15 protein-coding genes are annotated in these 13,052 nt (G+C 37.6%); 14 read left to right on the top strand and 1 reads right to left on the bottom strand.

Annotation, left to right across the window (positions count from 1 at the left end):
* The first annotated feature begins 130 nt into the window (after positions 1 to 130).
* Both fliL and fliM read left to right on the top strand, forming a co-directional pair.
* The gene (gene fliL / locus DWA31_RS03275) at positions 131 to 679 is read left to right on the top strand and encodes a flagellar basal body-associated protein FliL (RefSeq protein ID WP_114325236.1); all 549 of its coding nucleotides are present in this window, start codon (positions 131 to 133) and stop codon (positions 677 to 679) included.
* 73 nt (positions 680 to 752) lie between these two features.
* Positions 753 to 1,817 (top strand): flagellar motor switch protein FliM, encoded by a 1,065-nt coding sequence (fliM, locus tag DWA31_RS03270; protein WP_114325235.1) that lies wholly within the window; start codon positions 753 to 755, stop codon positions 1,815 to 1,817.
* Positions 1,818 to 1,894: 77 nt separating this feature from the next.
* Here fliM and DWA31_RS17655 read toward each other — a convergent pair whose 3' ends face one another.
* Entirely contained in the window at positions 1,895 to 2,017 is a 123-nt protein-coding gene (locus tag DWA31_RS17655) for a hypothetical protein (RefSeq protein ID WP_281268612.1), read from the bottom strand.
* Positions 2,018 to 2,168: 151 nt separating this feature from the next.
* On the opposite strand from DWA31_RS17655, the gene fliN reads away from it, so the two are divergent.
* The 12 genes from fliN to DWA31_RS03205 all read left to right on the top strand — a co-directional run bounded on the left by fliN (position 2,169) and on the right by DWA31_RS03205 (position 13,040).
* A complete protein-coding gene (gene fliN, locus DWA31_RS03260; protein WP_114325233.1) occupies positions 2,169 to 2,576 on the top strand; it encodes a flagellar motor switch protein FliN in 408 nt (135 codons plus the stop codon).
* Positions 2,576 to 3,082, top strand: coding sequence for a flagellar biosynthetic protein FliO (gene fliO, locus DWA31_RS03255; protein ID WP_210725534.1), 507 nt, complete (start codon positions 2,576 to 2,578; stop codon positions 3,080 to 3,082). Before fliN ends, fliO begins: the two co-directional genes overlap by 1 nt.
* 9 nt (positions 3,083 to 3,091) lie before the next feature.
* Positions 3,092 to 3,853, top strand: a complete 762-nt coding sequence (gene fliP / locus DWA31_RS03250; RefSeq protein WP_114325232.1) for a flagellar type III secretion system pore protein FliP — start codon at positions 3,092 to 3,094, stop codon at positions 3,851 to 3,853.
* 43 nt (positions 3,854 to 3,896) lie between these two features.
* Positions 3,897 to 4,166, top strand: a complete 270-nt coding sequence (gene fliQ, locus DWA31_RS03245) for a flagellar biosynthesis protein FliQ (protein ID WP_114325231.1) — start codon at positions 3,897 to 3,899, stop codon at positions 4,164 to 4,166.
* Positions 4,166 to 4,948, top strand: coding sequence for a flagellar biosynthetic protein FliR (gene fliR, locus DWA31_RS03240; RefSeq protein WP_114325230.1), 783 nt, complete (start codon positions 4,166 to 4,168; stop codon positions 4,946 to 4,948). Before fliQ ends, fliR begins: the two co-directional genes overlap by 1 nt.
* A gap of 30 nt (positions 4,949 to 4,978) precedes the next feature.
* Positions 4,979 to 6,109 carry a flagellar biosynthesis protein FlhB gene (gene flhB, locus DWA31_RS03235; RefSeq protein WP_114325229.1) on the top strand — a complete coding sequence of 377 codons (1,131 nt, stop codon included), beginning with the start codon at positions 4,979 to 4,981 and terminating at the stop codon, positions 6,107 to 6,109.
* Between the two features lie 197 nt (positions 6,110 to 6,306).
* Positions 6,307 to 8,409: a flagellar biosynthesis protein FlhA gene (gene flhA, locus DWA31_RS03230; protein ID WP_114325228.1), complete on the top strand. Its 2,103-nt coding sequence runs from the start codon at positions 6,307 to 6,309 to the stop codon at positions 8,407 to 8,409.
* Positions 8,410 to 8,503: 94 nt separating this feature from the next.
* Complete coding sequence (flhF, locus tag DWA31_RS03225) at positions 8,504 to 10,084, top strand: flagellar biosynthesis GTPase FlhF (protein ID WP_114325227.1); 1,581 nt, start codon at positions 8,504 to 8,506, stop codon at positions 10,082 to 10,084.
* 45 nt (positions 10,085 to 10,129) lie between these two features.
* Positions 10,130 to 10,972 carry a MinD/ParA family protein gene (locus tag DWA31_RS03220; protein WP_114325226.1) on the top strand — a complete coding sequence of 281 codons (843 nt, stop codon included), beginning with the start codon at positions 10,130 to 10,132 and terminating at the stop codon, positions 10,970 to 10,972.
* Positions 10,973 to 11,043: 71 nt separating this feature from the next.
* Positions 11,044 to 11,763, top strand: coding sequence for an RNA polymerase sigma factor FliA (locus DWA31_RS03215; RefSeq protein WP_114325225.1), 720 nt, complete (start codon positions 11,044 to 11,046; stop codon positions 11,761 to 11,763).
* A gap of 71 nt (positions 11,764 to 11,834) precedes the next feature.
* Complete coding sequence (gene cheY, locus DWA31_RS03210; RefSeq protein ID WP_114325224.1) at positions 11,835 to 12,218, top strand: chemotaxis response regulator CheY; 384 nt, start codon at positions 11,835 to 11,837, stop codon at positions 12,216 to 12,218.
* Positions 12,219 to 12,296: 78 nt separating this feature from the next.
* Positions 12,297 to 13,040: a protein phosphatase CheZ gene (locus DWA31_RS03205; protein ID WP_114325223.1), complete on the top strand. Its 744-nt coding sequence runs from the start codon at positions 12,297 to 12,299 to the stop codon at positions 13,038 to 13,040.
* Positions 13,041 to 13,052: the final 12 nt, after the last annotated feature.

The raw sequence follows: 13,052 nt of genomic DNA, 5'->3' as shown, positions 1-13,052 counted from the left end.
CATAAAGTCAGAGAAATTAAGTTAAATGCTATATAAGTTGATGAAACACATTGGCTAGAATGCTATTCAAGGATATTATCTATCATAACATTTGGCAATCTAGATTAAAGCGAATTATAAAGGGTAACTTATGGCCGATGAAAAAGGTAAAGAAGCTGACTTAGAGTTAGATGGATCTGGCAAAAAGAAAAAAATGATTATTATCATTGTCGCTGTTGTTGTTTTACTTAGCGCAGGCGGTGGCGGTTATTTCTTTTTTATGGGCGAGGATAGTGCTACCCCAGAACAACTTGATTCAGCATTAGATAGTGACTCTTCTGGCTCAGATAATAAGGAACAGCAGGGTGGCGCTCAAGTCGGCACTGCGCTTTATGTGCCAATGCCTAGGCCATTCCGTTTTAATGTGCCTGGCAACGCTCGTGATCGTTTTGTTGAAATTCGCGTGCAATTACTAGTGCGCGGTGGTGAAAATGAAGAAAATGCTAAAATGCATGTGCCATTGATTGAAAGCACTTTATTAGGGGTTTTTTCACAAGCCAATGCTGATGATTTAGCTACTAGTGCGGGCAAAGAGGCATTAAAGCAACAATCATTAACAGAAGTTCAAAAAATTATGGCAGATGTCGAAGGTGATAAAACGATTGAAAAAGTTTTATTTACTGGTTTTGTAATGCAATAACAAAGTTATAAGTTTCGAGTAACGACTGAAAAATAAGTTACGAATAAAATTAAGCAAAAAAAGAGAATGACCAGTGAGTGATTTACTATCGCAAGACGAAATTGATGCGCTATTACATGGTGTTGATGATGTTGATGAAGAAGAAATTATAGAAGATGATGCTGAACGAAAAAACGGCAGTTCTGACTATGACTTTTCTTCACAAGACCGTATTGTTCGTGGTCGTATGCCAACATTGGAAATGGTCAACGAACGCTTTGCTCGTCACATGCGTATTAGTTTGTTTAATATGATGCGTCGCACAGCAGAAGTATCGATAAATGGCATTCAAATGATCAAGTTTGGTGAGTATATTCATACATTGTTTGTACCAACGAGTTTGAATATGGTGCGCTTTCGTCCTTTAAAAGGTACAGCACTAATCACCATGGAAGCGCGTTTAGTCTTTATTTTAGTGGATAACTTTTTTGGTGGCGATGGTCGTTATCACGCAAAAATAGAAGGTCGAGAATTTACCCCGACAGAACGTCGCATTATTCAAATGTTACTGAAGTTAATCTTTGAAGATTATAAAGAAGCATGGTCTCCAGTAATGGATGTTTCTTTTGAATACCTTGATTCAGAAGTAAACCCCTCTATGGCAAATATTGTTAGTCCTACAGAGGTAGTCGTTATCAGTTCTTTTCATATTGAACTTGATGGTGGAGGTGGTGATTTTCATGTTGCACTCCCTTATTCAATGCTTGAACCCATTAGAGAATTACTTGATGCCGGTGTACAAAGTGATAAAGAAGATACTGACATGCGTTGGTCTAAAGCACTTCGTGATGAAATAATGGATGTAGCCGTTAATATTAACACCAAGTTTTTAGAGGTAGATATACCGTTAAGTCAGGTGATGGAGCTACAAGCCGGTGATATTATTCCAATAGAAATGCCTGAACACATTACGGTATTAATTGAAGATCTACCTAGCTTTAGGGCTAAGTTAGGGCGTAGTCGAGATAATGTTGCCCTGAAAATAGAGTCAAGAATAGCTCGTCCTGAATCGGTTAAATCGAAATTGAACATACTAACTAAGGGTGGTAAGCGCCTTGACAGTGATGCGGAGCTGCAACTGTTAGAAGATGATTTATAAATTATAAATAATCAGTTTTTTATTAAAAAAACCGATTAAGAATGAATATATACCCATGTTACTTCAATATGTCGGATTCAGCTGGAGTTAGAAACGCCTTTAGGTAAGGCTTTGATTGAAGATAATGGTTGTTCCATTGTCGAAATTAATAACGTAGCATAAAGCGTTTCTAAACCAGCCTTACAGGGGACCCTGATCAAATCATGTTCTTCGTTGCATCTCTTTTTAAGGGAACGACCCTTAATAAAAAGATGCGCCTTGACCATGAATCGTTCAGCTGCCCTGAAACGCACATCTTGAAGTATCATGGGTATATTTAATAGTAAAAATTGAGAATTGAGGCAAATCGGTATGAGTAATGATAATGATGAAGATTTAAGTATGTGGGATGAAGCTTTGGATGAACAAGCTGAAGCCGCAGCAAAAGGATCTGAAGAAGCTGAGCCAATTAATTTAGAAGAATTAACTGAAGATGATGTAGCAATTACGGGGGAAGAAAAACGCCGGCTTGATACTATTTTAGATATTCCTGTTACCATCTCTATGGAAGTGGGGCGTAGTAATATTAGCATCAGAAACCTATTGCAGCTTAATCAGGGATCGGTAGTAGAGCTTGATAGAGTTGCAGGTGAAGCGTTAGATGTTCTTGTTAATGGCACGCTAATCGCCCATGGTGAAGTCGTGGTAGTTAACGACAAGTTTGGTATCCGTTTAACAGACGTTATTAGCCAAACTGAACGTATTAAAAAATTAAAATAATGTCTAAGTTTTTACGCTATTTAGCTGTTTTATTGTTAGTTTCTCTAACAACAATTTCGTATGCCCAGCAGGTACTTGAAACACATGAAACTGCTAAACAGGCAACACAAATACCAGAAGCTGATCCGCTACCCGTTAAGCAAGCACCTGAAGTGGGTAAACATGTGATGGCAAATACCGATGCTGGTAGTATGATTTTGTCCTTATTGATGGTGTTAGCATTAATTTTCATCAGTGCTTTGGTGTTAAAGCGATTTAATTTTACACAGCAAAATACCAGTCAATTAAAAGTGATTGCAAGTTTATCATTGGGGGTTAAAGAACGCCTTGTTGTTGCACAAGTGGGCGAACAACAGTTAGTGTTGGGTGTTACCCCACAGCAAATAACCTTAATTAAAAGTCTTGAAGAGCCTATTGTTTCTAGCCAGCCTGAGAAAACATCAGCGTTAACTGGCAATGTATTAGCTTTTTTACAAAAAAATCATTTTAATAACAAAAATAAATAGTAAATAACGATGAAAAAAATAGTTTTGTTAGCTTTACTCACATTAATAATATCTATCACAAGTTTTGGCGCTTTTGCGGCAGAAGATTTGTCGATGACTGCATTAACGTTGAGTACCAATGCCGACGGCTCTCAAGAGTACTCGGTTACCTTGCAAATTTTAATCTTTATGACGGCATTAAGCTTTATACCTGCTGCTGTGATAATGATGACTTCGTTTACCCGTATCGTTGTTGTTATGGCGATATTACGACAAGCCTTTGGTTTACAACAAACGCCGTCAAATCAGGTGATTATTGGCTTAACTTTGTTTATGACACTTTTTATTATGACACCAGTCTATAATCAAATAGATGAGAGTGCGATTCAACCTTATTTAGCTGAACAATTAACATCAGTAGAAGCGATAGATAAAGGCAAAGTGCCATTGCGTGCTTTTATGCTAGAACAAACTCGTTTAAAAGACCTTGATACCTTAGCGTCTATGGCAGGTCTTGAAGCCGTGGATAAACCTACTGATTTACCGATGACCGTGATTATTCCTGCTTTTATTATCAGTGAATTAAAAACGGCTTTTCAAATAGGTTTTATATTATTTATTCCATTTTTGATTATTGATTTAGTTGTGGCAAGTATTTTAATGGCTATGGGTATGATGATGTTATCTCCAATGATTGTTTCTTTGCCGTTTAAGTTAATGTTGTTTGTGTTAGTCGATGGTTGGAATTTAGTCATTGGTACTATTGCCACCAGCTACGGTATGGGTGGGTAAAAAACGTTAACCTTAACTGAATAACTGAATAAGAGAAAGTAAGATGGGACCAGAAGTCTTTGTTGACATATTAAGAGATGCTTTACTACTAGTGATTATGCTAGTTAGTGCTGTGATCTTACCTAGCTTATTTGTCGGTCTACTTGTTGCTGTTTTCCAAGCCGCAACATCAATTAATGAACAAACCTTAAGCTTTTTGCCTCGGCTCATTGTCACTTTGCTAGCCGTCATTTATGGTGGGCATTGGGGCGTACAAAAACTCATGGATTATACTTTTCGGTTAATTGCAAGTATTCCAAGTGTGGTGAGCTAGTGGAGTTTACTGCGCCAGTTATTAATCAATATCTGGCTGATTTTATGCTGCCCTTTACCCGTGTTTCTGCTTTAATTATGACGATGATAGGTTTTGGCGCTCGCACGATACCTACGCGGGTTAAATTGTTTTTATGTTTAACCGTTACCATTGCAATTATGCCGGCAATACCGCCGACCAATCTAGAAAACTTATTGTCATTCAATACATCAATATTAATAGCTCAGCAGACTATCATTGGTGTGATGCTCGGTTTTATGACTATTATGGTAGTTAATACTTTTACCTTAGCAGGGCAAATTATTGCGATGCAATCAGGGTTAGGTTTTGCTTCATTAGTCGATCCCGCCAGTGGTATGAATGTTCCCGCTGTAGGCCAATTCTTTTTGATCTTATCCACTCTACTGTTTTGGGTGATGGATGGACATTTAGCTTATTTACAGTTTATTACCACCAGTTTTGATACTTTTCCTATCGGCGGTGAACACTTTATTAATCTTAAATATAAAGAAATTGTACTGTGGGGTGGGTGGATGTTTACTACTGCATTATCTTTAGCGCTGGCACCTTTAACTGCTATGTTATTAATTAACTTTTCTTTTGGCATCATGACCCGTGCTGCTCCTCAACTTAATATTTTTGCTATTGGTTTCCCTATAACCATGATGGCAGGCTTACTTATTATGTGGTTAACTTTTGGTAATTTTCTAACGCATTTTGAACTTCAGTGGCAACGTGCTCTTGATTTTAGTTGTTATTTGATTGACTGCAAGGGACCTTGATTCAAGGTGCTTTATTAAAGGTAATAATTTATGGCTGAGTCAGATAGCGGTGAAAAAACCGAAGAACCAACGGCAAAAAAGCTAACCGATGCCAGAAAAAAAGGTCAAATAGCGCGCTCAAAAGATTTAGGTACTATGTTCGTTTTAGTTGGTAGTGCTTTTGCTATGCTTTTGATGGGCAATTCATTGGTGAAAGGCTTGGCCCTTATGATGAAGCGGTTGTTTAGTCCCGATCGTCGTGAAATCATGGATGTTAATGCCCTTTTTAATGTTATTAGCAATAGTGTTAGTTTAGTTATCGTACCGATGTTATGGATTTTTTTTATTATCATTATTGCTGCTTTTATCGGTAATACCATGCTAGGTGGAATGAGCTTTTCTTGGGAAGCAATGGCACCTAAAGCAAGTAGGTTATCTCCTGCAGCTGGTTTTAAACGGATGTTTGGTGTACAAGCTGCGGTTGAATTGATTAAGTCAATATTAAAGTTTTTTGTTGTTTTTATTGTCGCTTTTTTATTGCTTACAGGGTTGTTTGAGCAAATATTAGGGTTAAGTTTAGAGGCAATACCGACTAACTTTGAACATGCTGTAAATATGTTGCTATGGATGTTTTTAACCTTAGCATTATCTATTGGTATTATTGCAGTTATTGATGCGCCATATCAGGTTTGGAATCATACGCGCCAACTTAAAATGACTAAACAAGAAATTAAAGATGAGCATAAAAATACTGAAGGGAATCCTGAGGTAAAAGGTCATATTAAACGAACACAGTATGAAATGTCTCAGCGTAGAATGATGGGCGAAGTACCTAATTCCGATGTGGTTATTACCAACCCTACGCATTACAGCATCGCATTAAAATATGATGCTGTTGTTGGTGGTGCGCCAAGGTTAGTTGCAAAAGGTATTGATGAAATGGCTATGCACATTCGCACCATTGCCAAAGAAAATAATGTGGAAATTATTCAGTCAGCAGCATTAGCTCGTTCACTTTATTATACCGCGGAAGTTGATCAAGATATTCCTGAAGAGTTATATGCAGCGGTAGCACAAGTGTTGGCCTTTATTTTTCAACTGAATGAGCATAAAAAAGGTCGAGCTAAAAAACCTATTCCTATTGCTAAAGAATTGCCTATCCCTGAAGAATTTAAATACTAAACATAAGTAGCAAGTAAGCAAGGTTGCGAGTTACTAAGCGCTTAAGCAGAGTCTGGTGCCTTCGCGACTCGAAACTAATAACTCGCGACTAATGTCCGCTACTCGCAACTAATAACTCTCTTTTGCTATTTCTGGTATACCTTTTGCAAAACTAGTACTAGCGTCAAAAAATCATCGTCAAGAGCTAGTAGTCATTAATGCAATTAACCGCCTATTTTAATCAATTCGACAAAAAGAAACTAACCCACATTACAGGGCTCGGAACTCCTTTTCTAGTCATGGCAGCTTTAGGTATGGTTATTTTACCTATGCCAGCATGGCTGCTTGATTTACTATTTTCTTTTAATATCGCCTTATCGTTAGTCGTTCTGCTCATTACTGTATATACATTGAAGCCACTTGAATTTGGCTCGTTTCCGTCTGTTATTCTTATTGCTACCATTTTACGGCTAGCCCTTAACGTTGCCAGTACACGGGTGGTGTTATTAGAAGGCCATGAAGGAACTGATGCAGCAGGGAAGGTTATTGAAGCATTTGGATCAGTGGTTATTGGTGGTAATTATGCCGTTGGTTTAGTTGTCTTCTTGATTTTAATTATCATTAACTTTGTTGTGGTAACAAAAGGGGCAGGGCGAATTGCTGAAGTAACTGCTCGTTTTACGCTTGATGCTATGCCAGGAAAGCAAATGGCCATCGATGCTGATTTAAATGCCGGCTTTATTAATGCAGACCAAGCCAGGGAACGTCGTATTGAAGTAACCAGCGAAGCTGACTTTTATGGTTCTATGGATGGTGCGAGTAAGTTTGTTAAAGGTGATGCTATTGCTGGAATATTGATATTATTTATCAATGTAGTCGGTGGTTTGATTATTGGTATGGTGCAGCATGACTTAAGCTTTGATAGTGCTGTTGAAATTTATACCTTACTGACTATTGGTGACGGTTTAGTCGCACAAATTCCCGGTTTATTATTATCGGTTGCTACGGCCATTGTGGTGACACGTCAAAATACTGCTCAAGATATGGGGGAGCAAGTAAGCTCTCAGCTTGGTCAAGAAAAATCATTATATATTGCTTCTGGCGTCATGTTTGTTATGGGCGTTATACCGGGTATGCCACATTTCGTTTTCTTGTTGTTTTCAGCTATTATTGCTGGTTCAGCCTATTTAGGTAGTCAGCGTAAAGTTAATAAAGTGATAGCGTTAGACAAAATAGCAAAAGAAGAGCAAGTACAAATTCAGCAAAAAGAAGAAGAAGTAAAAGAGCTTAATTGGGATGATGTAAATCATGTTGATGTGATAGGTTTGGAAATAGGCTATCGGTTAATTCCTTTGGTTGATAAAGCCCAAGGTGGTGAATTACTTAGCCGTATAAAAGGTGTACGTAAAAAGTTATCACAAGAATTTGGCTTTTTAGTACCCGCGGTTCATATTCGTGATAATTTAGATTTAGATCCTAACAGTTATCAAATTTCATTAATGGGCGTTACTATTGGTAGTGCCGAAATTCGCCATGATCAAGAGTTAGCGATTAACCCAGGACAAGTTTTTGGTACCTTAGATGGTGTCGCGACAAAAGATCCTGCTTTTGGTCTAGATGCTATTTGGATTAATCAGAATCAACGAGAGCAAGCACAAACGCTTGGTTATACTGTAGTAGATTCAGCGACAGTGTTAGCTACCCACTTAAGTCAAATCCTAACCAATAATGCGGCACAATTATTAGGGCATGAAGAAGTTCAAAACTTACTTGATATGCTCGCTAAAACTTATCCTAAACTTGTGGAAGGTTTTATTCCCGAAACGTTAACACTAGGCACAGTAGTGAAAGTACTACAAAGCTTGATGAATGAAGGGGTTGCTGTTCGAGATATGCGTTCTATTGTACAAACACTTGTTGAGTATGGTCCTAAGAGTCAAGATGCTGAAGTGTTAACCGCCGCGGTGCGTATTAGTTTACGAAAATTTATCATTCAAGATTTAGTCGGTCCGGCTGTTGAAGTACCTGTCATAACCTTGGCGCCCGAGTTGGAACAAATGTTGCACCAGTCAATGCAGATGGCAGGTGATGATGGCGCAGGTATTGAACCTGGTTTAGCTGAACGCTTACAAAAATCCTTAACTGATGGGGCGCAGCAGCAAGAAATGTCTGGCGATACCCCAATATTATTAACGTCAGGGATTTTACGAACAGTGTTAGCTAAATTTATAAAATACACCATACCGAGTTTACGTGTGATTTCTTATCAAGAAATCCCTGATGACAAACAAATTAAAATAGTTAGTGCCATAGGGCAGTAATTGTCAGTAACGAGCAAGATAAGTTACGAGTAACAGAAGAATTTCTTCGCAACTCAAAACTAGTGACTCGTAACTGAAAAAAGAGAGGTTAATTGTGAAAATTAGACGTTTTGTTGCCAAAGATATGCGTAGCGCATTAGCACAAATTAAAGACGAATTAGGTGCTGAGGCAGTAATTATGTCGAATAAAAAAATTCCTGAAGGTGTTGAGTTAATGGCCGCTATTGATTATAGCCAGCCATTACCTAAAACCACACCTGAAATTGAGGATGCTAATGCTGCTAAGCGTGAAGTATCAAATGATGTTGTTAATATTGGTGAATCTTCTGATACGCAATTAAATGAAGCAAGTACAAGTGCGCTGCAAGAACCTTATATCTCTTCAAATGCAAATGTTCCGGCTGATAGTTTGTCAGCATTACTTAATCGTCAAGTTCAACAAAGTGCTGTGATACAAAATCAACAGGAAACTACTGAAAAAAACACACAAAAATCAGTCAAAAATGACGATGACATTGAAGAACAATTACGTAGTTTTACACAAAGATTACGCTATTCAAAACCTGATGGTACTATTCCTGCGCCCTATGATTCAGCTGAAGAAATAAAGTCAGCAAGTGCAGATATATCACAAGAACATACTTCATTAGAAGCAGAGCATATGGCAAAAAAATTGTTGGCTAGCCAAGTTTCTGATCAGAAAGTTAGTCCAGATGCAAATGTCAGCCAACAAGATTTTGATAAAATACAGCAAGAAATGGCATCCATCAGACAATTACTAGAACATCAAGTGTCAGGTTTAATGTGGCAAGATATGGCGCAAAAAGATCCACAACGAGCAGTATTAGTAACGCGATTATTGGCGTTGGGTCTAAATGAACAAATAGCCGATCAAATTGCTGGTTATGTGCCTGTACAAACTCATGAAGCACAAGCTTGGCAACATGCCACTAAATTGATCAGTGAACAAATTAATACCACTCAAAATGATATTATTTATCGTGGCGGTGTTGTTGCTTTAGTTGGCCCTACAGGGGTAGGAAAAACGACTACTATTGCAAAGCTTGCGGCTCGATTTGCACAAATACATGGTCATGAGCAGGTAGCGTTAATTTCTACTGACACCTATCGCATTGCAGGTTTTGAACAATTAGCGACTTATGGAAAAATAATTGGTTGTCAAGTGAATCTAGCTAAAGATAGCGAAGCATTAAATACATTATTACAGCAGTACTCTAAAAAGAAATTAATTCTGATTGATACTGCAGGTATGGGGCAGCGAGATATTCGTCTAGCTGAAAATCTAGCTAATTTAGTCTCAAATACACGATTTAGAATTCGTAATTATTTAGTACTAGCCGCGAATAGTCAGCAACAAGTAATGCAGGAAAATGTCGATCGCTTTAAAAAAGTACCCTTATCAGGTTGTATTTTTACTAAACTTGATGAAAGTGTTAGTATTGGCGAAATTATTACAACTTCAATTCAAAATGGCTTACCAATAGGGTATCTTACTGACGGACAAAGAGTTCCAGAAGATATTAAGGTTGCAAATGCTGAGAAATTGGTTACGCTTGCAGATAAAATGGCAATGAAGTCAGCAAAAAATAATACTAGCTTTATGCAGCCAACGGTGCGGTCAATGCCAATAGCTCCGGCTGCAGTTATATCCTAGTTTTCTTAATTGAAATCATATAAGAAGTAATATAAGAAGTAATAAATGGCAGATCAAGCGAGCGGCTTAAGAAAAATGCAGGAATTAAATAAAGTTAAGGTAATAGCAGTTTCAGGTGGTAAAGGCGGAGTTGGTAAAACCAATGTGTCGTTGAATACGGCTATTGCATTGGGACAACAAGGCAAAAAAGTTTTAGTGCTAGATGCTGATTTAGGTTTGGCCAATGTTGATGTTATGTTAGGTCTTCGGGTTAAACGAAACCTTTCTCATGTGTTATCAGGTGAATGTGAGCTGGACGATATAATTATCACCGGCCCTAGTAATATCAAAATCATTCCCGCTACTTCCGGGTCTCAATCCATGGTTGATTTAACACCAGCGGAACATGCCGGTTTAATTCGTGCATTTAGTGAAATGCAAACACAATTTGATGTGCTAATTGTTGATACAGCCGCAGGTATTTCAGATATGGTGCTTAGCTTTACTCGAGCAGCACAAGATGTGATGCTCGTCGTTTGTGATGAACCTACTTCTATTACCGATTGTTATGCCTTAATGAAATTATTGAACCGTGATCACGGTGTCTTTAAATTTAAAGTAGTCGCGAATATGGTTCGTAGCCCTAAAGAAGGACAGCAATTATTTGCCAAGCTCACTAAAGTGACAGACAGGTTTTTGGATGTGGCACTTGAGTTAGTTGCGGTAGTCCCTTTTGATGAAAATATTCGAAAATCAGTACGTAAGCAACAAGCTATCGTAGAAGCCTTTCCTGAATCACCCGCGGCAAAAGAATTTAAAGGCTTAGCGAGAAAAATTGTTAACTGGCCAATACCAAAGCAGGCTTCTGGGCATCTAGAGTTTTTTATTGAACAGTTATTAGATTATTAGTTTAATTGTTGACTTAAAAGTATGACAAAAAAATTAGTGAATTTTCCTCATCTGAGTGAGAGTAGTAACACGTGGTAAAAGTTTGTACCTATAACAATAAAATTGATAAATCGGCTCTGCTTGAGCAGCATACTGTATTAGTCAAACGAATAGCCTACCATTTGTTGGCTCGTTTACCCGCAAGTGTTCTTGTTGATGATTTAATCCAATCAGGCATGATTGGTTTATTTGAAGCAGCTAATAATTTTGATAACACTAAAGGTGCCAGCTTTGAGACCTTTGCAGGTATTCGTATTCGCGGTGCAATGTTAGATGAAATGCGTCGTGGTGACTGGACTCCCCGCTCGGTACATAAAAATAGCCGTATGGTCAGTGAAGCAATTAAGCAATTAGAAGCACAATTTGGTCGTGATGTTACTGATATACAAGTTGCTGAAAAGCTTGAACTGTCATTAAATGAGTACCATCAAATATTAAGCGACGTTAGTACAGGTAAAATACTTGATATTAATGACCTTGGGGTTAGTGAAGATGCGCTTAAATTTGATGAAACCTGTCATGGAGATGATCCATATCAAAGCATAGAGAATAGTGCTTTTAAAAAAGGGCTTGTTGCGTGCATTAGCACTTTACCCGAGCGAGAAGCTTTAGTACTGTCTCTCTATTACGATGAAGAACTAAATTTACGTGAAATTGGTCAAGTACTTGATGTGAGTGAATCGCGTGTTAGCCAAATACACAGCCAAGCAATGCATCGACTAAAAGGGCGTATGCAATCCTGGCAAAATTAAGTAAAATAACAATTAACTATAAATTAAGTTAATCATGAATAAAAATATTGAGTATTTCACCGGAGGGTGCCTTGGATAAAAATATGAAAGTGCTTGTAGTTGATGATTTTTCAACCATGAGACGTATAGTGAAAAATTTGTTACGCGATTTAGGCTTTACAAATATTCAAGAAGCTGATGATGGTAGTACCGCTCTACCTATGCTTCAAAATGGTGATTTCGATTTTGTAGTAACTGATTGGAATATGCCAGGAATGCAAGGTATAGATTTGTTAAAAGCTATACGCGCTGATTCTAACTTAGCTCACATCCCAGTGTTATTGATTACAGCAGAGGCGAAAAAAGAGCAAATTATTATGGCTGCTCAAGCAGGTGTTAATGGCTATATTGTTAAACCATTCACAGCTGGAACGCTTAAAACTAAAATAGATAAAATTTTTGAACGTCTCGGTTAATTTTGAATTTAATTAAGTAATAATTTAAATACTTAATTAAAGTTAGTAATGCTTTGGTTTTCGTATTAAGGACTTTGCATGAATATAGCAATGGTAGGTCATGTCTCTTTAGAGCAGGCTAAATCTTTGGTTGAATTTTTGGAAGCAGATCAGCAAGATAAAGCCGATGCGTTGATTGCCGAGATTCAAAACCCAATCAATTCTGAATTATTTGCTGAAATAGGTAAGTTAACACGTCAATTACATGATTCTTTGAATAACTTTCAACTTGATTCTCGCTTAAATGACTTGGCTACGGCAGATATTCCTGATGCCAAAGAGCGTTTGAATTATGTTATTACTCGTACAGAAGAAGCTGCGAATAAAACGATGGATGTTGTCGAGTCTATTTTTCCTGTTGTTGATGATCTTGCGGAACAAGTTCGTGGCGTTAATCCGTCGTGGACTAAGTTAATGAATAATGAAATAGATTTACCTGAATTCAAGGGTTTATGTGCTGATATTGATACTTTGTTAAAAACAACAGGTAAGGAAACTCAACATATTCACAGTCTAATGACTGATGTGTTAATGGCGCAGGACTTTCAAGATTTAACAGGCCAAGTTATACGTAAAGTTATCGACTTAGTCCATGAAGTTGAAGAAAGTTTGATTACTATGTTAACCGCCTTTGGTCTTACCGCAGAACAACCACAAGAACGTGTATTACCTAAAGTAGGTGATAATTTGGTTGAAGGGCCAATAGTTAATACAGAAAATAGAAGTGATGTTGTTGAAGATCAAGATGATGTTGATGATCTTTTATCAAGTTTAGGGTTTTAATAGGAGTTATGA

The organism is Candidatus Colwellia aromaticivorans (assembly GCF_003333305.1).
Classification (GTDB): Bacteria; Pseudomonadota; Gammaproteobacteria; order Enterobacterales; family Alteromonadaceae; genus Colwellia; species Colwellia aromaticivorans.
Note: the sequence above shows the minus strand (reverse complement) of the source record. Positions and strands in the feature narration are given on the sequence as shown.